Origin of the sequence: Paenibacillus solani (genome assembly GCF_001277345.1) — a bacterium.
Lineage (GTDB): Bacteria > Bacillota > Bacilli > Paenibacillales > Paenibacillaceae > Paenibacillus_AQ > Paenibacillus_AQ solani.
The window spans coordinates 708951-732553 of sequence record NZ_LIUT01000008.1 but is presented as its reverse complement, the minus strand read 5'-3'; the positions used below and the strand labels follow the sequence as shown (position 1 = coordinate 732553).

The window sequence follows — 23603 nt, the reverse complement described above, 5'->3', positions numbered from 1 at the left end:
CTTACGCTTATCCATAATTTTATCACATCAGGCCATGTTTACGCACATATGTTCTAGTAAACTTGATTATGTCCATTCGCGATATAAATCGAAATAGCTGCCCTTCCACACCCCTAAGAGTGCAGCTGGACAGCTATATACATTACGAAAATTCATAAAATGTATGATCTGAAATGCTTCCCTAAACAATCCTGACGATCTTATTTTACCAGTTCAAATGAGGACAATGTGCGCTCCAGTGCCGCCTTCTGTGCTTCTGTAGCATTCGCATCATTCAACGTTGTCGTAATCGTATAAACGATATCTCCGCTCTCAAAGACAATCTCCTCTGTCGTAAAGCCCACGCCACCCTTGACCTGATGCACCTTGAAAGTGGTGGCAGGGACACCGGCGAATGTCTTCTGCTCCACACCAAGCAGTTTCATTTTGCTTCCTGAAGCCGATCCGGCCTCCTGATAGTAGCGTTTCAGGCTGCTGACAATGTATTCTGCGGTAATGTCCCGATCTACCTTAATCTCGAAGCCCCCTCCAGCAAAACCATATTCCACTTGGGATTGCTCGAATTGATCTCTCGCCGGTTCCCAGTACCTTGGAATATCAATATGATAGTGGTAGGCTTCCGAGTTCTTGCTTCTCATCTTGGTCTTATCCATTAAATAGCTTTCATCGCCAATACGGCCGAAGTTCTCGGGTACCACATCATAATCGATCTCGACAGATGCCAGTACCTTCTTCCAGTCGGATGCCGTCTTCTTCTGCCCATCCGGTACCGCATACTCTAGATAATAACGATAGCCGTTCTTCTGGATCATCACTTCATATTCCGTTATCCATTGATCTCCGAAGTTGTACCGCACTTCCTGAATCTGTCCTTTAACGCCCGATATCACCACGGGCTTAATTCCAACATATTCGTATGAATCTTGTACGAAGGATTCCGCCAGCCATTCTTTAAGCCGCTGTCCCCAAGCTTCAAGCGTACCCTCGGCTCCCGGGGGAGCTGATGTCACCAAGACGGACAGATAGCCTTCTTTTTCTTTGCCATATAACATATCTTTGTTGTTGATCTCCCAGCCTGCGGGTATGCCAAACCAGATTCCATACTCTTCGTTCCCTGCTTCGCGCAGTCCGGCCACGATCGAGGATACGTCTTTGATGGTTCTGTCTCCTGCCGAATAGCTCGTGCGGAAGGAGCCCAGCAGCCCTGCGTGTTTGTCCATATCCTTGTAGTGAACCGCTTCTCCATCGGCAAAATACAGCTCATACACACGTTCATTGGCATAATACTGCCGGCTTTCCCATAAGACGCCATCCACATCACGCGAGATCACTCTGGCATACGGCACAGTGCCTCGCAAGACGGTCTCCTGATGGAGCACTACGTCTCCAGAGTCACTCACTTCAGTCAGAAGACGTTCGAGCAGATCATCCGGGATTAGCTTGGCCTTCTGGGAGGAGGCGTGCACCTCCAGGTAATAGCGTCCTGTAGCATCATTAAATGCAGATCCGCTCTCATCGTCCGTTCCTCTCCCAACGATCATCCAGGAAGGATAATTCATGCTCCACCCATAATAGCTGTTCCCGATCCGTGTCTTCCCGTTCGTATTGTCGATTTTGTCCTGATCATGCTTCTCTTCCTTATCAATGACGATGAGGCTGATCGACAGCTTGCCCTGGGCAGAGCTTACCTTCGCTCCAATACCCGCAGCCACCGGGCGCAGCGGTACCATCAGCGTTCCTGAAATCATCGTTGGTTCAACCGGAAGCTGTACTTTTTTGCCATCAATCCATGCTGTCTTGCTGTCGATAACGAGCACGATCGTATGAGCTCCTTGCAGCAGCCGAACCCGATTCTCACCCTCCAGCTTGATTTCACTGCCAAACGCTTTCTTGAACACACCCAGCGGAGCCATAAGTACGCCCTGCTTCAGCTGCGGCTTAGCAATTGTATACGAGGTACCATTGACCGACGCTGTACTGCTGCCGTTTTGGACCGTAAGCACACGTTTTTCCGGCACCATGTCATCTCCCCATACAGGAAACGATAATGTCGTAAATAACATCAAAGCCGATATCGCTCCGGCCGTCATCCGGCGCAAACGCCGGCTTGGTTTTGTTCCTTTTCTCTTATTCATCGATCTCAGCCTCCCCAACGCTTGACGAAGCAGCTCCGTAACCGTCCTGGCTGAGCGTCAATTTCACATTCACGATATCTCCATCCCGCTGCATCAGCAGCTGAACCTGCTGGCCTGGCTTGAATGGCTTTAATCGTTCATTGATATCTACGACGGAATAGATGCGTTTGCCATTAATCGCGTATAATACATCATCTTCTTGTATGCCAGCTTTTTGGGCTTGTGCAGACAGCACCTTCGTCACAGTCAACGGATCGTCAGAAGGAAGCCCCACGATCGCAGACCAGCTTTCTTCCAACTCCAATCCGAGGGCTGCTCTTCTAACCTCGCCGTATTTCATGAGATGGTCTACAACGTAATGTACGGTTTCTGCGGGAATCGAGAAGCCCATATTCTCAATGCCGACTGCAGCAAATTTCTTGCTATTAATTCCAATGACCTCGCCCTTCAGATTCACGAGCGGGCCTCCGCTGTTTCCCGGGTTAATGGCCGTATCGGTCTGAATGAGGCGGTATGAGCCGTCTACACTCCGGTTTAGGCCACTTACGACACCGACAGATGCCGAATTGCGCAATGAGAAGGAGATTGGCGTGCCGATAGCAACCACTGTCTCACCCACTAGCGCATGCTGTGCCGTTGCGGCAAATTGGGCCGGCTTCAGAGATTTGGCATTAATTTTTACCAAAGCGATATCGCTCTTAGGATCACTGAAGACCTTCTTGGCTTTGTAGGATTTACCGTCCGAGGTCACGACCGTGATTCCGGTAAGACCATCTACCACATGCGCATTGGTCACGATCCAGCCATCCGACTTCCAGATCACCCCGGTACCATGTGCCAGGTTGTATCGGTCATCCACTTCGCCGCTTCCTTCTGCTGACTTTCCGATGATGCCCACAACGGACGGAGACATCCGGTTGATTACCTGCGGCACCATATTTTGTTCGTATGTACTCTGACTCTTCGCGCTTGCTGCATGAACAACATCTGTATGCATCATCCCACTGCTGCTCCCGGCCAGTATGATGGCTCCCAGCAGTACGGGCGCTGTTCGTTTACCCCATTGGTTCTTCTTCAATTCTTAAGTTCCTCCCCCGGTTCCATCCTCTATCCAGCTTGTACTCCTCAATTTATCATGTTTTTCCATTTGCAACCATTGCTTCAAGACCTATTTCTTAGATATGATCCTGCGACTGTGCACTCTTCCCTAATAACAAAAAGACGCCTTCATACTGCCATAGCAGACGGGCGTCTTGTTTGTATGTATTCCATTCGTCTTATAAACCGCTTGAATACGGTGCCAAAGCCAACCTAATTATTAATCCATCCTGTAATCATCGCATAGTCAGAGTACAAGAAGACTAACAAGCTGACGATACCGAAAGCGATTGCGAATTTATTTTTTTGGCGGGCCATCAACAAACGAACCACACCTACAAAGATCAGAATCGTAAACAAAATCATAAAAATATCAAATGTCTTAAATGTCGCCGTCGCATCCGATGCAGCTGCAAGGATCATGAATCGTACCTCCTCGTGGGTTTCTTCTCGGTCAAATTTACATATCTTCTTCTATGTTATCCATGTGCCCGTCCAGATGCAAGCCCTCCGTCACGAAAAACGAAAAAAAGTCATAAATATTTCTCATTTTTAACCAAATTGTCAGACATTAGCATGATTTTCATCACGGCGACAGTCAAAACCATGCTTGCTTATAATAAGGAGTCAATCAAGGCAAAACCTCGCTTCTTCTTCAGACAAAAGATCGCAAGATCATAAAGCTGGTTATACTAGCCTTCTAGTTCCCCTGCTTCTCCGTAGTCGGTTTCTGTCCAGGCGGCGCTGTCTCCTCCTCTAAATCCTCACTAGGCCAAGCCACGGACGGGTCCGTAATCGTTATTCGATCCTCGGGATACTTCTTAACATCCAGAGCAACCTCATTGGACGGTTCACTATGTACGTTCCACTCATTCACCGTAATCACATGGATCGCATACCTGCCGGAAAGCCCGGACAGCATGTTGTGATTCGGAATGAGATAGGAACGGTCCTTTATCGGCTCTTCATTCAGACTTGACAGCATCCCGTCTGGTCCGACGTAGTATAAATGATATTCCATGCCTTCTTGTGGATCTGACCACGTTAAGCGAATGGATTCATCTTCCTCATTTAGAATAGCCTTTAGACCTGTTACTTTATTCGGACTGCTCGAAACTTCGTTGGAATAGCCGCTCTTGCCCAAACTATTGACAGCCTCAACTACATAGAACGTAGGCTCATGATAACGCATTTCCCGGACAGTATAAGCCCCCGTACTCACTTTCGACGCCATAGGCAGCAGCTTATACTTCCCTCCGGGCTGCTCACTGGAGTAGACATTATAAGTTTCTCCTGGTTTCGGAGTCCAGCCCAACTGAATATGCCCCTTCAAATAATAAAGCTTCAGATCTTTTGGAGTTGTGGGTACACTGGTCAGTGAATCCGCCAATGCCTCTTGCGACTCTGTCCCCGAACGAGAGGGATTCGGTCCTGCTGTAGGAGGCGTTGATAAGGTAGATTCCTGAACTACAACCGTCCCATGAACTACCGGGGAAGGACCGTTAATCTGTGGTTTCGTCTCTTCCTTGGATTCCTTGGAGATAGAAATCTCCTTCTCCGATGGCACACCTGCATCCGCTTGAACACCAGGAGACGAGTATATGTACAGAGCACTTGCCGCCAGAGCAACCAGAATTGAACTTGTGATCCTCTTCATGCCATCCCTCCGTTACTAGCTTCACCAAGATCATACCATATCCTGGAATACGAAGATATTGGAGAAAAATATGAAAATGGAGCAACCATAAAGGCTCCATAATTAAACATCAATTCGACCATTATAAAAAAGCCCCGGTGTTTCCACCGGGGCTTTGTCACTGCGCTTTTATCGCACAAACTAAATACGAACGGAAGATAAGCGTTTAAAACCTATTGTGTTAGCTGGTAAAGATTGACCGCGAGTCAGTGCATCTGATTAACGATATGGACACTCTCTCAAGCAATCCATAATATCCTGGCAGCTGTTAACGAGCTGCCTCCATCTTATGCAGCTCTTCGGTCCGCTTCGTATCACGTTCCAGAATCGGCTTCAAATACCGGCCTGTATAGGATTCCGGTACCTTTACCAATTCCTCGGGTGTTCCGGTAGCAATAATCGTACCACCGCCGCTTCCGCCCTCGGGACCCAAGTCAATGAGATAATCGGCTGTCTTGATGACATCCAGATTATGCTCGATTACGAGAACCGATTCGCCGGATTCCACCAGACGATGGAGCACGATTAACAGACGGTCGATATCGTCCACATGCAGGCCAGTGGTCGGTTCATCCAGAATATACATCGTTTTGCCCGTACTGCGGCGGTACAGCTCCGAAGCCAGCTTTACACGCTGCGCTTCACCACCGGACAGCGTGGTGGCAGGCTGGCCTAATGTGATATAACCCAGGCCCACGTCCATCAGCGTCTGCATCTTGCGGTGAATCTTCGGAATGTTCTGGAAGAAGTCCGTTGCATTCTCAACTGTCATCTCCAGGACATCGGCAATACTCTTGCCTTTATATTTGACTTCCAGGGTTTCGCGGTTATATCGTTTGCCCTTACATACTTCGCAAGGCACATAGATATCCGGCAGGAAGTGCATCTCAATCTTGATAATACCATCGCCGCGGCAAGCCTCACATCGGCCGCCCTTCACGTTGAAGCTGAACCGGCCTTTCTTGTAGCCCCGAATCTTCGCTTCATTCGTCTGGGAGTATATATCCCGGATATCATCGAAAACGCCTGTGTAGGTTGCCGGGTTGGAACGAGGCGTACGACCGATCGGAGACTGGTCGATATCAATGACCTTCTCGATATGCTCCAAGCCTTTCATCTCACGATATTGCCCCGGTCTCACCTTTGCTTTATTCAAATCACGGGCAAGTGTCTTATAGAGGATCTCGTTAACCAGCGTCGATTTACCGGATCCCGATACTCCCGTCACCGCTGTAAATACGCCGATCGGAATTTTCACGTTAATATTCTTGAGATTATTCTCCTTCGCGCCCTTGATCTCCAGCCAGCGTCCATCCGTCTTGCGCCGCTTACTGGTAACCGGAATGAACTTGCGGCCGCTCAGATACTGACCTGTCAACGAGTTGGCATCCTCCATAATCTCCTTTGGTGTCCCCTCGGCAATGACCTGGCCACCGTGGATGCCTGCACCGGGACCGATATCAATGATATAATCCGCAGCCATCATCGTATCTTCGTCATGCTCAACGACAATCAGCGTATTGCCCAGATTACGCATATGCTCAAGTGTAGAGATCAAGCGGTCATTATCTCGCTGATGCAGCCCGATGCTAGGCTCGTCCAGAATATACAGCACACCCATCAGGCTGGAGCCGATTTGCGTAGCTAACCGAATCCGCTGCGCTTCACCGCCTGACAACGTACCGGCCGAACGGCTTAGAGTCAGGTAATCCAGTCCGACATTGACGAGGAAGCCCAAACGGCTGTGAATTTCCTTCAGAATGAGATTCGCAATCTGCTGTTCTTTCGCACTAAGCTCCAAGTGATCGAAGAAATTCAGAGATTCCCCAATCGACAAGCTGCTGACATAAGCCATATTGCGCTCATTAATGGTAACCGCTAGGCTTTCCTTACGGAGTCGATGCCCTTTACATACATCGCATGGCTTGCTGCTCATATACCCTTCGATGTATTCGCGAATGCCCTCGGAATGAGTATCACGATAACGGCGTTCCAGATTTGGAATGATGCCCTCGAAGGTTACATGCGCTTCTTTACGCTGGCCGAAATCATTCTCATAGCGGAAGTGGACCTTTTCCTTGCCCGTACCATATAACAGCTTGTTCATCTGTTCCTGACTGAGCGTGCTGACAGGCTTATCCTGCGGAATGCCGAAATGCACGCAGACCGAACTCAAGAACTGCGGATAATAAGTCGATGTCCCTCCGCTCCAAGCGGCAAAGGCGCCTTCGTTGATGCTCTTGCTCGTATCCGGAACAAGCAGCTCGGGATCCACGATCATCTCGACGCCCAAGCCATCACATTCCGGACAAGCGCCGTAAGGGGTATTGAAGGAGAACATCCTTGGCGTCAGTTCTTCCATGCTGAAACCGCAGATCGGACACGCAAAATTAGAGCTGAACCGCAGCTCCTCTTGCCCCATAACATCGACCAGAAGCTGACCGCCTGACAGATTCAAAGCCGTCTCGATCGAATCGGCCAAACGGGCCTCGATGTCTTCCTTAACGACGATCCGGTCCACGACCACCTCGATAGTATGCTTTTTATTCTTCTCCAGCTCAATGCTTTCCGACAGGTCGCGCAGTTCTCCATCAACGCGCACCCGAACGAAGCCCTGCTTCGCAATATCGGCGAACAGGTTCTTATGCTCGCCCTTGCGTCCGGAAATGACCGGCGCGAGAATTTGCAGTCTCGTCTTTTCGGGGTACTTCATGATGCGATCTACCATTTGTTCGACCGTCTGGGAAGTAATCTCCACGCCATGCTCCGGACAATGCGGATGACCGATGCGGGCAAACAGAAGACGCAAATAATCATAAATTTCCGTTACGGTACCCACCGTCGACCGCGGGTTGCGGCTTGTCGTTTTCTGGTCAATCGATATGGCCGGCGACAGGCCGTCAATCGAATCGACATCCGGCTTCTCCATCTGTCCGAGAAACTGGCGCGCGTACGCGGATAATGATTCCACGTAACGGCGCTGCCCCTCGGCATAAATCGTATCAAATGCGAGAGAGGATTTGCCCGAGCCGCTCAGCCCTGTCAGAACGACAAACTTATCACGCGGTATCGTGACGTCGATATTCTTCAAATTATGTGCGCGTGCGCCTTTAATAATAATATTTTCACTTGCCAAACGATATCATCTCCTACTTCATATGGCATGCATGGTGTAACATCTATTTCAACAAAGAGAACGACCGTGCAGGTCGCCCCCCCTGTTACTCATCTCTTCCTCTATTCTGCTTGCAGCTCCAGCAGCGCATCACGAAGCTCGGCCGCACGCTCAAATTGCAAGTTCTTCGCCGCTTCCTTCATCTCGGACTGCAGACGCTGAATCAGATTCTGACGCTCTTTCTTCGACATCTTCTGTCCCTCGCCCACGAGATAATCCGCCTTGCCCTCCGCTACCTTCGTGGCTTCGATAACATCGCGGATCTTCTTGCGAATCGTTTGCGGCGTAACGCCGTGCTCCTCATTGTATGAAATCTGGATGCTGCGGCGGCGCTCGGTCTCTTTAATCGCTCGATCCATAGAATCGGTGATCTTGTCACCGTACATAATGACCTTGCCCTCCGAGTTCCGGGCCGCCCGCCCAATCGTCTGGATGAGGGAGCGGTCGGACCGGAGGAAGCCTTCCTTATCCGCATCCAGAATCGCAACCAAGGAAACCTCCGGCAGATCAAGACCTTCCCGTAGAAGGTTAATACCCACCAGCACGTGGAATGTACCTAGCCGCAGATCACGCAGGATCTGCATCCGCTCCAATGTTTTGATATCCGAGTGCATATAACGAACCTTAATGCCGATCTCCTTCAGATAATCGGTCAGGTCCTCTGCCATCTTCTTCGTGAGGGTCGTCACAAGCACACGCTCATCACGATCCACCCGTTCATGGATCTCGCCGATCAAATCGTCGATCTGCCCCTCGGAAGGCCGCACATCAATGATCGGATCAAGCAGGCCGGTTGGCCGGATAATCTGTTCGACCATCGTATCGCAGTGCTCCATCTCATACGGACCCGGCGTCGCGGATACATAGATGATCTGGTTGACCTTCTCCTCAAATTCCTCGAATTTCAGCGGCCGGTTGTCCAGCGCGGACGGCAGCCTGAAGCCATGATCAACCAGTACGGTTTTGCGTGCCCGGTCACCGTTATACATAGCGCGGATCTGCGGCAGCGTGACGTGCGATTCATCGATGACAAACAACATATCATCGGGGAAGTAGTCGAGAAGCGTATACGGCGTTGCTCCAGGCTCCCTGAAGGTTAGAGGACCAGAATAGTTCTCAATGCCGGAACAGAATCCGACCTCCTTCATCATCTCAATATCATAACGGGTACGCTGCTCCAACCGCTGTGCTTCCAGCAGCTTGCCTTCCGAGCGCAGAACCTCAAGACGCTCTTCCAATTCACGCTCAATATTCACGAGTGCTACCCGCATTGTTTCCTCACGGGTGACGAAGTGAGACGCCGGGAAGATCGCGACATGATCACGTTCCCCAACCAGCTCGCCGGTTAAGACATCGATCTCCGTGATCCGTTCGATCTCATCGCCGAACAGCTCAACACGAACAGCATGCTCCCCCTTCGAAGCCGGGAAAATCTCAATAACATCGCCGCGCACGCGGAATGTGCCGCGAACGAAGTTGATATCGTTCCGCTGATATTGAATATCAACGAGCCGCGACAAAATCTGGTTGCGCGGCTTCTCCATGCCCACCCGAAGGGAGAGCAGCAATTCTCCATATTCATGCGGTGAACCCAAACCATATATGCATGATACGCTCGCCACAATAATGACATCGCGCCGTTCGAACAGCGAGCTCGTAGCAGAGTGGCGGAGCTTATCAATCTCTTCATTAATGCTGGAATCCTTCTCTATATAGGTATCAGAGGAAGGGATATAGGCTTCCGGCTGATAATAATCGTAGTAACTCACGAAGTAATCCACCGAGTTGTTCGGGAAGAACTCCTTAAATTCACTGGCCAGCTGTGCTGCCAGCGTCTTGTTATGTGCAATGACGAGTGTCGGACGGTTTACCTTGGCGATTGTCTGCGCGATTGTAAACGTCTTACCCGTTCCTGTGGCACCCAATAGCGTCTGTTGTTTTTTCCCTTGGCGCAAGCCTTCGACCAATGCATCAATAGCCGTGGGCTGATCGCCCTGCGGCTGGAATTCGGACTCGATCTCAAAGGATTTGGTGCTAACTACTAAATCGCTCATTGCCCTTCATCACCCTCATACTCTAAAATGGAAATCATACTAAAAGATATGTCGAAACTTCCCGATGATATACTAGGGGAAATTAGTGGTGTCTTTGCAATGGATAAGAATATTTGTTCCCGTCTCATTATACCCTTTACGTTTTTTTGATGCAAACAGTTTAGTGAGCATTTCAACAGGCAATTTTTCCTTAAGGAGATGATAGAGCGTTATGGATATTACGATTATTCTAGGCATACTCGCGGGCCTGGCCGCTTTGATTGGAGGTTTCTTATGGGAAGGCGGGCATCTGAGCGGTCTGCTGCAGGGTGCTGCTGCGCTTATAGTGTTCGGAGGCACTCTCGCTGCTGTCATCGTCAGTTTCCCGGGCTCTAGGCTCCGCACCATCCCGGCTGCACTGAAACTGGCCTTCGGCCGCAACCATCGTTCTTCAGACGAGCTGATTGACGCTATCATCGATATGTCAATGACGGCGAGAAGAGACGGCGTGCTGGCGCTTGAGCGTCTCTCGTCCGATCACAGCGATCCCTTCCTGCGAGAGGGCATGCAGATGGTCGTTGACGGCAATGAACCTGACATCGTACGCCAGGTGCTGGAGCTCGACATCCAAGCTGCCGAACAGAAGCATGAAGGGTATGCCAAAATATTCGAATCTGCCGGCGGGTATGCGCCTACCATGGGAATCATCGGTACGGTCATGGGCTTGATTCATGTGCTGGGGAGTCTGCAGGACCCTACCAACCTTGGACCTTCGATCGCCGTCGCATTTACTGCTACTTTATATGGTGTCGCAAGTGCCAATATTATCTTTTTGCCCATTGCATCCAAGATTAAAGCACGCTCCGAGGAAGAAATTGCAATTATGGAGCTGCAGCTTGAAGGCATTATCGCTGTTCAGAACGGAGAACACCCGCTGTTGATTCGCAAAAAGCTGGCCACTTTCGCTAACGCTGGCACCACGGATATTCCTTCCTCAAGGAGGATAACGCATGAGACAGCCGAATAGACGGCGGCGAACCCGTAAGCAGGCTGAAGGCGACCAGCGTGACCGCTGGATGATTACCTATGCCGACCTGATTACGCTGCTTCTGATCTTTTTTGTTGTAATGTATGCCATGAGCCGGCTGGATACGGAAAAATATAAACTCGTCACCCAATCCCTGCAGGCCACCTTCACGAGCGGCGACAGCATTCTGGAGATGGGATCCGGCATAACCGGCACTGCCGATACGGAGACCCATAAGAATCCGCCTTCACCGCCGGCTGTCGTAGAGGAGGAGGAAGACAAGGAAGAAGGCCCGCAGCCGCTAACCGAGCGGGAGCTGGCCTTCCGGGCACAAGAAGAAGAGCTGGCGAACTTTATGGGGCTCATTCAGCAATATGTGAAAGATAATCAGCTGGAGGACGATATCTTTATCGCGGACGAGCCGCAGGGAATTGCCATTACGTTAAGCGACCGCTTCCTGTTTGACATCGGTAAGGCCGAGCTTAAATCCGAGGCTGCTCCGGTGCTGGGCAAGCTGGCAAGCCTGTTCGGCAATTTAAACACCACGGTGAGTATCGAAGGGCATACGGACAACATACCGATCCGTAACTCCAGCTTTAAGGACAACTGGGAGCTCTCGGGGGCTCGCGCCATGTCGGTCTTGAGATTCTTTCTCGAGGAGAGCAAGCTGAACCCGGCAGGCTTCCAGTATGCAGGTTATGCCGACACGAGACCCGCTGCGGATAATGCAACTCCCGAAGGCAGGCAGAAGAACCGGCGGGTTGAAATTACCGTGCTGCGGCAGTTAAGAGAATAAAACAGCCTATTACAATAGGCCAGATACGAGACAATCTGCTGTCCCTCGTATACTGGCCTTTTTTTCTGAAAAAAATATACTGATGAGGGTTATTCCCTACGATTCCTCTTCCAACTCCAAGAGATCCAACCTCAACCTATGCACGGTGCCCTGCCGCGCTCTCGCTTGGCCGCAGGACAGCGGAACCTACCGCCAGCAAAATGACAGCCATCAAGCCGAGTATGGCCAGCGGAAGTCCAATATCGGATAATGTACCACCTGTAGCTGCGATCTCCACAGCCTCGATGGCCCATTTTTGCGGAATAAAATTAGCGATTTTCTGCATGAATCCCGGCATGATCGCAAGCGGCCAGAAGCACCCGCCGAGCATGCAGGTTGGCATAACGATCATGGAATTGATCATGGCCGCATTTTGACCGTTTCGGACCAAGCCTGCGATGGTACTGGCCAGACCTAACGATACCAGCATAAAGGTCATCAGGATCAGGAAATGCTGCAGTAACGGAATTCCATATTCATAATGGAGCACATATCGGCTGAGAAGGAGCATGATCATCACCTGCAGCGAGCCGACCACCAAGCTTCCCAGAAAATTGCCCAATGCGATCTGATACGCACGAACGGGTGCCGTGTACATACGGGACAACGTTCTCTGCCTGCGATCATCAATGATCATCGACACGACGCTGGTGATGAGAGTCATCATGAACATCAGGGTAAATCCCGTAACGTTCGACATCCCCGGCTTGGCATACAGATTCAGATCGGTGACTTGGGTATCCACCCGATTTTCTCCTGATTCACGAAGCACTTTTTCCAACAACAGCATGGCATCCTCGTCTGCCTCTGCGGTTTCTCGAATCAAGGCTGCCGTACCGCCAAGACGCGTAACGGTGGAGTCTGCCGTCATTCGGATCATCACCGAAGCTTCCGAGGTTGAAATTTCGTATATTTTTACCGTAGGTCCCAATCCGTTGATTAATTCGTCACTAAAACCCTCGGGTATATAAACGCCGATCGTGCTCTTATTCTCGATTAGGTCCTCTTTCAGCTTGTTCTCGCTGACGGACTCCTTGAGTACATATTGACCGCTGCGCTCAAGCTCATTCATCAGATGCTGGCCTGCCGGACCCTCGTCTTCATTCACATAAGAAACTAGAATGCTTGCGGCCGTCGTCTGTCCCATGAGAAACACCGTCAAGGTAATGACCACGCAAGGGAGCAGCAGATTGACGATCCAGCCTCTCTTTCTCCCTAGCGTACGCCGTACCATATGCCATGCAATGGTTAAGCTATGCATGATATCCCACCTTCCTGTACGTCACCATGGCCGCAGCCGACAGGAATGCGGCTATAACTGCCAGCATCCCGATGCAAGTCATAATTAAGTGAATGTCGCTATTCAGCATCATGCGCAGCATGCTCTGCATCGCCCAATGATTGACGGTGAAGGCGCCGATCTTATGGAAGAACTCTACCGGAAGCGGCATAAAACCTCCGCTGACAAACGTCATGGCGATAATGATCGCCTGCATCAATCCCCTGGCCCCTGCTGCTGTCGAGGAGACGAGCGTGATGAGTGTGGCAAGAGTCATGGAGGCAAGGGTGATTAATAGGCAAACCGCCATGAGCAGCAAGGGGTACGGGCCCCATTTCACCCCATACATCCACTGGGATCCAAGTACAATGGCTGCCGCCTGGGCAATCGTGATCAGACTGCAACCAATGATTTTTCCCGCGAAGATAGTGCCTGGGGTCACCGGTGCGCTTTGCAGACGAAACAGAGTCCGGCTTTCCCTCTCTCCCAGCAGACTACTGCTTGCCATGAGACCTGAATACAACAGAAACATGATCAGCATGGAGGCTGCAAAATATTGAGCGGCAGTATATGTGGTCCCTTTCTCGCTGAGTTCCCCGATCTCCACCTTCGGTCCTTCGTAGGCAGCAGACGCTGTGGCTGGGACTGCAAGCATCCTCTCTGCTCCCATAACGACAGCTTGAGCCTGCCCATGATTGACGTCCGCGATGAAGGTCTTAAAGATAGTATCTGCCACCAGATTAAGATCGTGGTTTCTTCCCGGCAGCAGCTCGAGCTTCACCTCCGCCCCCTGGCCTATTCGCTCATCAAAATATTCGGGGATCACCACCGCATAATCCAAATCGTCCCTGCGCAGCTTATCTTCCACCTCTTCGCGGCTGGCTGCAGTCTGCTGGATCACTATATCCTGGATACCCGGCATGCTGGTTAATGCTTGAATGCTCTCCGGCAGCTGACCTTTATCTGCAGGGCTCCCTACAAAGCCCACTCGAATAGGCTCCTGCTGATATTCCTGATCATTGCCAAACCAGCCCGAGAGCGCATTTCCCAATATAAAAATAAGGATGAGCGGCAGCAAGAACTGGTTGATCAGCACCGATCGGCTGGTAGCCATCCGCCTCAGCTCAAACCAGGCGATTATCATCATTTTCATCTTCGGTATTCCTCCCCCATGAATGCCACTTTTGTTTCTTTCTACGATTAATCGCGAAGCGTCCTCCCGGTCAAACTAAGAAATAACGTTTCAAGCCCCGGCTCTTCACACTGCAGGGAGCTAAGCGTCGCATGATGTCTACTGCAGATGAACAGAATATCCTGCAGCTCATCCTGAGCCGATGGTACATAGATTTCGATCTCGTTATCATGGTGAATGACGCGCTTCACACGCGGGTGAATGGTCAGCTCCTCCACCAGGTCCGGTGTGATTCCTTCCGCGGTAAGAATGATTCTCTCCTCATGGGCAACGCGTGCGCGAAGCTCCTGCTGAGTCCCGCAAGCAATGACATGTCCTTGATCCATAATCGCCACCCGGTCACTGATCGCGGCAACCTCCTCCATGTAATGACTTGTGTAGATAACGGTGGAACCCATGCGGTTCAATGTCTTTACCGATTCTAAAATATGATTCCTGGACTGCGGGTCAATTCCCACCGTAGGCTCATCCATAATAATCAGCTTCGGACGGTGCGTGATCGAGCATGCAATATTCAGTCTTCGTTTCATCCCCCCGGAGAAGGTGGACGGCCTTTCTTTAGCCCGATCCTGCAGACCGACAAACTCCAGCGCCTCCTCCACCCGTTCCTTCAGCAGATGGCCGCGCAGTCCGTATAGTTTTGCAAAAAAAACAACATTGTCCCAAGCGGACATTTCTTCATAAAGAGCCAGATCCTGCGGCACCAAGCCGATTCTCCGCTTCACTTCGAGCGGCTGCTCCTCAATCAAAATACCGTCTACCTTGATGCTGCCCTGATCCTTCGGCAGAAGGCCGCAGATCATATGGATGGATGTGCTCTTGCCAGCCCCGTTCGGTCCGAGAAGTCCAAAGATTTCCCCTTCGTTCACCTCGAGGTTCATATGATCTACTGACAACTTGCCTCCATATCTTTTCACGACATCCTTCATCTGAAGAAAGACCGCCATATTTACCACTCCATTTCCCTCGTTCTCTTCTGATAAATTCATTCTAGCTGAAATCGTCGGCTCTTTAAGGTAGAGGAAGTCATATTACAGGGTGACGAAAGTCATCTTCTTGGTAAAAAGGGGCCTGTGATATAATGAAGCCAATCGCTTAGAACGGTTCAATTCACTATGGAAAAGGGTCTGATTGCTCGTGACATCTCCTCTCGCCTATCTTCGATACGGCTTGATTCTCCTGCCGGCTGCCGCTGATATCTTCTTGCAGCAGCTGGACGATTATGGAGAATATATGGTGTACATATTGCTATTTCTCGCAGTTACGGTGCTGAGCCGCTTTTTGTCATCGTCTGTTTATCGGAAAGCAGCAGTTCTGGTGGAGGTTTCATTGTCCCTGTGGTTATGCCATCAGTATGGCTTCATGATGGTGTTCCTGTCTCTGTCCGCCCTATGTGTCTATTTGCCTTTGTTCGAACGGCAAGGCAGGCTGTGGCTGGCGGCTGGTCACCTAGCGATGCTTAACATCGCCATTTCCGATTACGATGTAACGCTGCTTGTGACGGCCAATCTGTTATTTTTATTTCTAGCGGCAACGATCAACCATATACATGAGTTGAATCTGAAGCAGTGGAATCATATTCAGTTATACGATGAGCTGAAGAAGCTCCATTTCCAGCAGGACGAGGCTGGCAGACAGCTGCTGCAGTTTGCCCATCAGGTAGAAAGCGCAGCACAAACCGAGGAGCGCAACCGCATCTCCCGCCAGCTGCATGATGATATCGGACACCGGCTGATTCGCGTAAAAATGATGATGGAAGCAGCCCTCCATATTGTCCCCCATGATTCCGTTCGCGGAATGGAGATGCTCCATCAGATCCGTGATCAGCTGGAAGAGAGCATGGAGCAAATGCGAACGGCCGTGAAGCGGATGAATCCAACCAGGCGGATCGCGGACGACTATTCTCTGGATCGGCTGCTGGAGGAAACCAGCAGGGAGACCGGAATCGAGACCAAGCTGACATTACAGGGCATGCCTTATCCGCTCTATCCCAGTCACCAAGTGGTGCTGTACAAAAATGCCCGCGAAGCCATCACGAATGCCATACGCCACGGTCAGGCTAAGCGGGTCGAGATTTCACTTCATTACGGGGATCAGGAAGTTCATATGGAGGTTTCTAATGATGGCACCGTTCAGGAACCCGCGGCTGGCTCCGCTATTACAGACCCAGACCTTCAAGGCATCGGCATAAGCGGCATGCTCGAACGAACCAAGGTGCTGGGGGGAACGTTAACGGTGCAGAAATCCGTACCCTTTACCGTCATCACCAGACTGCCTGTCTACCAGAAGCGCGAGATTATGTAAGCCGTAATATCCTATTTACAGAAAGGACGTCGTCCTCCATGATTTCTGTTGTGATTGTCGATGATGACCCGTTCATTCGGGAAAGTTTGAAATTGTTAGTGGGGATGGACCCGGATATTGAAGTATCCGCGGTCGCGGCTAACGGAGAAGAAGCTCTGTCTTTATTGGGAGATGATCTTCAGGCCGATGTCGTACTTATGGACATCCGGATGCCGGTATGCGACGGCGTAGAAGGTACGCGGCGAATTCGTGAGCGATATCCCGATATACGCGTGCTAATGCTAACCACTTTTGATGACGATGATTACATCGTGGAGGCCCTGCAGAACGGAGCCAGTGGCTATCTGCTGAAAAATATTCCGCCCGATCGCATCATCCAAGGGATCAAAACGATCCATGACGGGAACGTACTAATCCATCCTGATATCGCCCGCAAGCTGACCAGCATGCTTCGTCCTGCATCCCAGCCGGTCCCAAAATCCGCTGAACTGGAACAACTCGGACTGACCCCAGCCGAGAAGAAAGTCGTCACCCTGATTGCGGAAGGCCTGTCCAATAAGGAAATTGCCGGACAACTTTATTTGAGCGAGGGCACCGTCAAAAACTATGTCACTGAAATTCTGGGTAAACTGAATCTTCGGGACCGTACCCAGATCGCTATTTTTTATTTAAAAAAAGTGCAGGGCCAGTAACCAGCTTCGAATCCTTCCGCCAGCATGGAGATAGATATCACTTCATGGGTCAGCAGCTTGAAGATGATAGAAATCAATCGTTCCATTTACATATGTGTCCCCATATGTTTATTCGGTCTAATGCCCGCTCTCACAAATTATATAACGGCATAGCAAAGAAGCGGGCCCTTGTCCATGTAGGACACAGGCCCGCTTCTTGTTTTTAGGATAAAGGCAATTCGGCTTCTTCGGAACCACCGGACGTCTTGCTCCCTGTTGAATTTCGTTGACTGCGAATATGCAGCTTATTCGCTAGCAGTGTGATCAAGCTTACCGGCTTCAGCCCAACGGCAATGCCATCACTTGGGTCAGGCGAAACGATCGCCCCCAATTGATGGTGATCCCCCGCGTATATCGCCCGCTGCAGAAACTTGCTTTCTCCTTGATGGTTCTGAACCTCCAATTTACAGAAGGCCGGATTCTGACGCAGCGCGCTGTGCAGCTGCTCCTTGCTGTGAATCAGTTTACCGTTCACCTTCAGGATGGTCTCTCCTGGCTGAATGCCAAGCTCGCTTGCCGGGCTATCCGGCAGTACAGCGAGGACCCGCAAGCCGCATAAAGGATGAACAAAAATAGGACTCCGCTGCTGTTCTTCATGCCGGCTGTACCATACCAGGCCTTCATGAAGTAATAAAGCCGCCAAGGCTGCAACGATGGTGAGCGGCGCCCACCATTCAGCCAGCAGACTTAACGCCAGCACGATCGCTCCATAGAATATAAGCCGCTTTGCCGTAACCGCTGCTTTCTCTTGCGGCAGCCTGCTCTGCGTCATTTCCCCGAAGCCAATCACGACGGGGAGTGCCATCATGGTAAAGCCTGCACTCCAGGCATCGCCTCCAAAGAATGGCGTCCACGGCAGTACACTGCCGCCGCCCACTGCAGGAACGAGTAGGAACAGCGGCAAAGGCCAGAAGCTCTGCATCTGGTAACCGCCAACGAGCTTGCCGCGCTTGCCCTCCAGAAACAGCGGCGTAGCAAACCTTGAACCCTGAATCCTTACCAGCAAAGCTTCCGCAAAATGCAGAACGGCGGATAGAGCAAGCAAAGCCGGAATATCCAAACCAAGGATCGTCGATGTTACCTGCCCAATCCAGCCTTCCGGCTGCCAGTTCGGAAACCAGCTCAAGCCAAACTGAATAATCCCTAGAAGACCGATTGAATAAGCAAAGCATAAATACCGTATATGAAACAGCATTAGAATTAGCGATGTGACCCAGATACATATGATGGCTCCCAGGCTCAAGGAGATCCCCAGAAAGGCCACCACAATGGAGACAGCGATGCCTGCCAGCAGCCCGCCAACAAACGTACGCCAGGTCTGTTGACCCCAGGAATGCAGCTTCACATGGAATAGCTTGCGCTCGACCAGCACCTGTCTTCGGTAAAACAGCATCACAAACAAAATCGAAATATAATAAAAGGGTTGCGTCAGCAGTTGTATGCCTGCATCCATCCCATACATAAGCAGTTGTTTCAATGTCTCCAACAGCTTGCCACGCTCCTTTCAGCCTACGAAGTTACTCGCTAATATCTTAAAAGAAAAAAGAAGGCTAAATTTCAGCCTTCTTACTTGTTCGACACCTGAGCGGCGATTTCCTTCCGAACCTCGGCGATTCCGCGATTCATTTGGTTATCCTCTTTCGGATCCTGAATCTTCTCAATCAATGCGCCTTCCAATGCTTCAGCGGTTGCGTTGTTGATGATGCCATCCGCCTTCAGCTTGTGCTTGCTCTGGAAGCTCTTGACCGCCTTCTCCGTGTTCCGATCAAAATAGCCATCGGAGCGTCCCGGCTTATAACCAATCGCTTCAAGCATGATCTGAGCATTCTTCACATCCGTGCTGTTCGTGTCATACGCATAGGTCTTCTTCTTATCGATAGGTGCAACAGAGAAGTATTCAGGCTGTAACACCTTGATATCAGGTTCAATCCCCTTCTCATGGATCCAGGTACCGTTTGGCGTCAGCCACTTGGCAATCGTTACCTTGAGCAGACTTCCATCGCCAAATTGCTTGTCAAAGCTGGTTTGTACGGTTCCCTTACCAAAGGAATGCTCGCCCATCAAGGTTGCTCCTGCCGATTGCTGCAATGCTCCGGCCAAAATCTCCGAAGCGCTTGCGCTTCCTTTGTTCATCAGCACCGTAATCGGATAGGATTTGGCTGTTCCGCTCGAAGGATGCTTCTCCCGCTTCTTATTCTTATCCTCGACCTGGACGATCAACTGGCCCTTAGGTACAAATTGCTCTGCAATGTCGATGACAACAGACAGCACGCCGCCTGGATTGTTCCGGACGTCGATCAGCAGTCCCTTCATGCCTTGGCTTTCCAGTTTCTTGAGCTCTTCCTCAAAGCGTTTGCCCGTATTCAGCGAGAATTGGGAAATCTCAATGACGCCGATTCCGCCCTTCTCCATACGTGCCGACACGGTTTCGAGATCAACATCATCACGAACGATAACGTACTCAATCGGCTGTTCAGAGCCTGCGCGCTTGATCTGCAGGACCGCCTTTGAGCCCTTCGGACCGCGGATTCTGTTGACTGCTGCATTGAGCTCGAGTCCTTGCAGGGATTCCCCGTTTACGGAAAGGATGGTATCCTTAGCCCGAATCCCGGCTTTATCCGCAGGCGAGCCCTTGATCGGAGATACGACGACCACGCTGCCATCTACAGAAGACACCTCCGCGCCAATTCCGGTGAAGGAGCCTTCAATGCTCTCTTCAAACTGGGCTGCTGTTTCTTTTCCCATATAGTTGGAATACGGATCTTCCAGCGCCTCCATCATGCCGTTGATCGCGCCGTCGATCAGTTTATTCCGATCGATATCCTTGTAATAATTACTTTCGATGAGGTCAATCGCTGTCCCCAGTTTCTTCGCTTCTGACTGCTCCAAACCGTTCCTGTTGGCTATACTGGCCAGCAGCCCCTCACCGTCTCCGGTCTGAGTCGGAGCAGGCAGCTGAGTCAAAGCCATTGTTAACAGTCCGCCGCAGAGCATGGCAGCAATGACCAGCAGGAGCGCCGTTCGTTTTTTCAGCAAGTACTTCACCGCCTTTGTACGTTTCAAGTGCACACACGGGGAAACCCGTCCACCTAGTATATGATTGGCTTACCGGGAATATTTATACAGCGGTTTGAAGGTTATATGGTTGAAGATAAGAGTTTTCGTTGCTTACAGATAAGGCGTAGGATTCACCGGTTTTCCATTGACACGCACTTCGAAATGCAGATGCGGCCCTGTGCTCTGACCTGTGGAGCCTACTTCAGCAATCTTCTGCCCTCTGGACACCTTATCGCCTTCGCTGACTTTAATGCCGCCGTTGCGGATATGCCCATACAAGGTCCATACGCCGCCCCCATGATCAACAATAACACAGTTTCCGTAACCGCTCCACCACTCGGCCAAGATGACCGTACCGCTCTCGGCTGCACGGATCTCTGTCCCTTCCGGAGCTGCCATATCCTGACCTGTATGCATCTTGCCGACCTGACCTGTTACCGGATGGACCCGAGGGCCATATCCGGAAGACAGTCTGGCTCCAGATACCGGAAGCGCAAACGGACCGCCGTTCCCGATGAATCCACTGCCGCCGCCTTTACTGCCGCCCAGAGTTGTCGCCTTCGCTCGCTTCGCCGCCGCGGCTTTGGCCGCAGCTGCTTTGGCGGCTGCTGCTCTACGTGCAGCTTCCTCAGCAGCAAGCTTGTTCTTTTCCTGCTGCAGCTCCGAACGCTTGCTTGCCAGGGCAACCAGCATTCGATCCTGTTCCTCGGTCAGGATTTCCGCATCCTCGATATCCTGATCATACTGGGCCAGCAGTACCCGCTTCTCCTGTTCCTTCTCATTCAGGAGGCTCTTGCGGTCCTCCATCTGTCCGTACAGATCCTTCGCAGTGGCATACTGCCCTTCAAGCTCTTTCTTCTTATCGATTACCAGCAGCTTGTCGTGTTTATGCTGCACCAGCAAATCCTGGTCCTGATCAACGATACTCTTTAATGAATCCGCACGCTCAATGAAATCACTGAAGCTGGTCGAGGAGAGCAGCACATCCAGATAAGAGACTTGCCCATCCATATAAATGAGGCGAATCCGGGATTCCAGCAGTTTCTCACGGGAGGCGATACGCTCCTCCGCCGCTTCAAGCTCCTTGGTCGTTTTTCTCAGCAGATCCTCTGTCTCATCGATCTTGACGGAGATTTTAGTTAACTCGCTGCTTACGATATTGATTTGCTCCATTACATATTTCAGGTTCTTGGTCGTTTTATTCTTGTAATGCTGGGCTTCCTGTTTATTATCTGCGGCCTTATTCTTCTGAGACCGAGCTTTTTGTACCTGTTCCTGAAGCACCTTCAGTTCTTTATCTACATCGGCTGCCGTTTTCTTCTCAGCTTGTCCGACTTGTGGTTGAATCATAACAGTGGCCAGTAATAAGGCTGCTACTCCTGCGGCGATTTTTTTCAAGTTTCGCTCCCCATCCTTTACCTTGTTTTATACTTTCAGAAATTTACGTATCGACATGGTACTTCCCCAGATGCCAATGACCATGCCCAGCGCAACAATAATGGTGCCGAGCAGCAACCACAGATCTCCTAGTGGAATCAGGCTCTGCGCCAATGTCAAATCCGTCTGCGATGCAGCATAGAGGCGATTGTATCCTACGAACAACAGCGCAACGGTGACAATCGAACCCAGGAGACCGATCATGGCGCCTTCCACAAAGAAAGGCCAGCGGATAAAGTTGTTGGTTGCCCCGACAAGCTTCATAATGCCGATCTCGCGGCGGCGGGCCAAAATCGTGACCCGAATCGTGTTTGAAATGAGGAACATGGACATCAAGCCAAGTCCCGCTACAAAAATAAATCCGATATTCCGCACGGTTTTCGTAATCTTGAACAAAGTTTCTACCGTGCCTTCCCCATACTTGACGCGCAGGATCGGCCCCTCCGTGTACTTCTGGTTAAGCGCCTTAATCTTATCGGCTACAAACCCGACGGTGGTCGGCTCAATTACGGAAACCTCGAAGGCATCCGGCAGCGGATTCTGGTCGGCTTCGCTGAAGCCTTCCACCCACTCGGAGCCCAGGCTTTCCTCAAGCTCCTTCATTCCCTCTTCCTTGGAGACGAACTTCAGGCTGCTGACCTCTGGCATGGCCTCGATCTCGCCTTTGATGGTTTCGCGCATCTTCTTGTCCACATTGAGATTTAAGTACGTATTGATTTGTACATTGCTATCTGCTTTATCGGCTAATGCGTTCACATTCATGACTAACAGCATGAAAACGCCAAGTATAAATAATGACACCACGATGGACGTAATCGATGCGACCGACATCCATCCATTCCGGAAAACGCTCTTCGCCCCTTCCCGCAAGTGCCGCAAGAAGGTTCTAAAATTCATACCCGTAATCTCCTCTCTGCTGGTCACGGACGATCTGTCCATGCTCAATCGCAAGCACGCGTTTACGCATCGTGTTCACAATATCCCTGTTGTGGGTCGCCATCACGATGGTGGTTCCCCTGAAATTAATTTCGTCCAGTAGCTGCATGATGCCCCATGAGGTTTCCGGATCCAGATTGCCTGTAGGCTCGTCCGCTATGATAACAGAAGGATTATTCACAATCGCTCTGGCGATGGCGATCCGCTGCTGCTCCCCCCCGGAGAGCTGGGAAGGCTCTCGGTTCGCCTTATTCCTCAGGCCTACCAGATCCAGAACCTCCATGACCCGCTTCTTGATGATGCGCTGCGGCGCTTCAATCACTTCCATGGCAAAAGCTACATTTTCGTAAGCGGTCAGCTTGGGCAGCAAGCGGTAGTCCTGAAAAATAACCCCGATATTTCGCCGAACATAGGGGATTTTGCGCTGCTTCAGCTTTCCGATATTAAATCCGTTCACGGAAATTTGCCCTTTGGTGGGCACTTCTTCTCTATAGATAAGTTTCATAAATGTCGATTTGCCTGCACCTGACGGTCCGACAACATAGACAAACTCGTTGCGATTGATTGTAACGGAGACCCCTTGAAGTGCATGAGCACCGCTCGGATAGGTCTTCCATACGTCCTGCATTTCGATCACTTCATCACTTCCCAATCCTTAATTAGCCATT

Annotated in this window: 18 protein-coding genes; 4 read left to right on the top strand and 14 right to left on the bottom strand. The window is 50.8% G+C overall.

What is annotated here, in order from left to right; genetic code table 11:
• Positions 1-200 precede the first annotated feature (200 nt).
• The 6 genes from AM231_RS27300 to uvrB form a co-directional block, all read right to left on the bottom strand.
• The gene (locus AM231_RS27300) at positions 201-2135 is read right to left on the bottom strand and encodes a copper amine oxidase N-terminal domain-containing protein (RefSeq protein WP_054405438.1); all 1935 of its coding nucleotides are present in this window, start codon (positions 2133-2135) and stop codon (positions 201-203) included.
• Positions 2128-3213: a S1C family serine protease gene (locus AM231_RS27295; protein WP_053491220.1), complete on the bottom strand. Its 1086-nt coding sequence runs from the start codon at positions 3211-3213 to the stop codon at positions 2128-2130. Before AM231_RS27295 ends, AM231_RS27300 begins: the two co-directional genes overlap by 8 nt.
• Before the next feature lie 233 nt (positions 3214-3446).
• Positions 3447-3656, bottom strand: a complete 210-nt coding sequence (locus AM231_RS27290) for a hypothetical protein (protein ID WP_053491219.1) — start codon at positions 3654-3656, stop codon at positions 3447-3449.
• 277 nt (positions 3657-3933) lie between these two features.
• On the bottom strand, positions 3934-4890 hold the full coding sequence (locus tag AM231_RS27285; RefSeq protein WP_054405437.1) for a fibronectin type III domain-containing protein: 957 nt from the start codon (positions 4888-4890) through the stop codon (positions 3934-3936).
• A gap of 307 nt (positions 4891-5197) precedes the next feature.
• Positions 5198-8065, bottom strand: coding sequence for an excinuclease ABC subunit UvrA (gene uvrA / locus AM231_RS27280; protein ID WP_054405436.1), 2868 nt, complete (start codon positions 8063-8065; stop codon positions 5198-5200).
• A 101-nt stretch (positions 8066-8166) separates the two neighbouring features.
• Entirely contained in the window at positions 8167-10158 is a 1992-nt protein-coding gene (gene uvrB / locus AM231_RS27275) for an excinuclease ABC subunit UvrB (RefSeq protein WP_054405435.1), read from the bottom strand.
• A 211-nt stretch (positions 10159-10369) separates the two neighbouring features.
• Between uvrB and AM231_RS27270 the strand changes: the two genes are divergently transcribed.
• Together AM231_RS27270 and AM231_RS27265 are read left to right on the top strand one after the other, a co-directional pair.
• Entirely contained in the window at positions 10370-11164 is a 795-nt protein-coding gene (locus AM231_RS27270; RefSeq protein ID WP_054405434.1) for a flagellar motor protein, read from the top strand.
• Positions 11148-11960 (top strand): OmpA/MotB family protein, encoded by an 813-nt coding sequence (locus AM231_RS27265; protein WP_054405433.1) that lies wholly within the window; start codon positions 11148-11150, stop codon positions 11958-11960. The genes AM231_RS27270 and AM231_RS27265 overlap by 17 nt, the downstream gene beginning before the upstream one ends.
• 136 nt (positions 11961-12096) lie before the next feature.
• Here the strand turns inward: AM231_RS27265 and AM231_RS27260 are convergent, their stop codons facing one another.
• From AM231_RS27260 to AM231_RS27250, 3 genes are read right to left on the bottom strand one after another with little or no spacing between them, the layout of a single operon-like run.
• Positions 12097-13260: an ABC transporter permease gene (locus AM231_RS27260; protein WP_054405432.1), complete on the bottom strand. Its 1164-nt coding sequence runs from the start codon at positions 13258-13260 to the stop codon at positions 12097-12099.
• The gene (locus AM231_RS27255) at positions 13253-14431 is read right to left on the bottom strand and encodes an ABC transporter permease (RefSeq protein WP_054405431.1); all 1179 of its coding nucleotides are present in this window, start codon (positions 14429-14431) and stop codon (positions 13253-13255) included. Before AM231_RS27255 ends, AM231_RS27260 begins: the two co-directional genes overlap by 8 nt.
• Positions 14432-14478: 47 nt before the next feature.
• Entirely contained in the window at positions 14479-15417 is a 939-nt protein-coding gene (locus tag AM231_RS27250) for an ABC transporter ATP-binding protein (RefSeq protein ID WP_054405430.1), read from the bottom strand.
• 190 nt (positions 15418-15607) lie between these two features.
• Between AM231_RS27250 and AM231_RS27245 the strand changes: the two genes are divergently transcribed.
• Together AM231_RS27245 and AM231_RS27240 are read left to right on the top strand one after the other, a co-directional pair.
• On the top strand, positions 15608-16774 hold the full coding sequence (locus tag AM231_RS27245; protein ID WP_054405538.1) for a sensor histidine kinase: 1167 nt from the start codon (positions 15608-15610) through the stop codon (positions 16772-16774).
• 38 nt (positions 16775-16812) lie between these two features.
• Positions 16813-17466 (top strand): response regulator, encoded by a 654-nt coding sequence (locus tag AM231_RS27240; RefSeq protein WP_054405429.1) that lies wholly within the window; start codon positions 16813-16815, stop codon positions 17464-17466.
• Positions 17467-17668: 202 nt separating this feature from the next.
• Here the strand turns inward: AM231_RS27240 and AM231_RS27235 are convergent, their stop codons facing one another.
• The 5 genes from AM231_RS27235 to ftsE form a co-directional block, all read right to left on the bottom strand.
• Positions 17669-18991, bottom strand: a complete 1323-nt coding sequence (locus AM231_RS27235; protein WP_054405428.1) for a PDZ domain-containing protein — start codon at positions 18989-18991, stop codon at positions 17669-17671.
• A gap of 80 nt (positions 18992-19071) precedes the next feature.
• Positions 19072-20541: a S41 family peptidase gene (locus AM231_RS27230; protein WP_054405537.1), complete on the bottom strand. Its 1470-nt coding sequence runs from the start codon at positions 20539-20541 to the stop codon at positions 19072-19074.
• Between the two features lie 132 nt (positions 20542-20673).
• A complete protein-coding gene (locus AM231_RS27225) occupies positions 20674-21960 on the bottom strand; it encodes a murein hydrolase activator EnvC family protein (RefSeq protein ID WP_054405427.1) in 1287 nt (428 codons plus the stop codon).
• A 27-nt stretch (positions 21961-21987) separates the two neighbouring features.
• Positions 21988-22896, bottom strand: coding sequence for a permease-like cell division protein FtsX (gene ftsX / locus AM231_RS27220; protein WP_053491205.1), 909 nt, complete (start codon positions 22894-22896; stop codon positions 21988-21990).
• Positions 22886-23572, bottom strand: coding sequence for a cell division ATP-binding protein FtsE (ftsE, locus tag AM231_RS27215; protein ID WP_053491204.1), 687 nt, complete (start codon positions 23570-23572; stop codon positions 22886-22888). Before ftsE ends, ftsX begins: the two co-directional genes overlap by 11 nt.
• Positions 23573-23603 lie beyond the last annotated feature (31 nt).

Coding starts and splice junctions, on each gene's coding strand:
- AM231_RS27300 (WP_054405438.1), bottom strand. CDS start 2,135: ATGAATAAGAGAAAAGGAACAAAACCAAGCCGGCGTTTGCGCCGGATG.
- AM231_RS27290 (WP_053491219.1), bottom strand. CDS start 3,656: ATGATCCTTGCAGCTGCATCGGATGCGACGGCGACATTTAAGACATTT.
- AM231_RS27285 (WP_054405437.1), bottom strand. CDS start 4,890: ATGAAGAGGATCACAAGTTCAATTCTGGTTGCTCTGGCGGCAAGTGCT.
- uvrB (WP_054405435.1), bottom strand. CDS start 10,158: ATGAGCGATTTAGTAGTTAGCACCAAATCCTTTGAGATCGAGTCCGAA.
- AM231_RS27270 (WP_054405434.1), top strand. CDS start 10,370: ATGGATATTACGATTATTCTAGGCATACTCGCGGGCCTGGCCGCTTTG.
- AM231_RS27265 (WP_054405433.1), top strand. CDS start 11,148: ATGAGACAGCCGAATAGACGGCGGCGAACCCGTAAGCAGGCTGAAGGC.
- AM231_RS27260 (WP_054405432.1), bottom strand. CDS start 13,260: ATGCATAGCTTAACCATTGCATGGCATATGGTACGGCGTACGCTAGGG.
- AM231_RS27255 (WP_054405431.1), bottom strand. CDS start 14,431: ATGAAAATGATGATAATCGCCTGGTTTGAGCTGAGGCGGATGGCTACC.
- AM231_RS27250 (WP_054405430.1), bottom strand. CDS start 15,417: ATGGCGGTCTTTCTTCAGATGAAGGATGTCGTGAAAAGATATGGAGGC.
- AM231_RS27240 (WP_054405429.1), top strand. CDS start 16,813: ATGATTTCTGTTGTGATTGTCGATGATGACCCGTTCATTCGGGAAAGT.
- ftsX (WP_053491205.1), bottom strand. CDS start 22,896: ATGAATTTTAGAACCTTCTTGCGGCACTTGCGGGAAGGGGCGAAGAGC.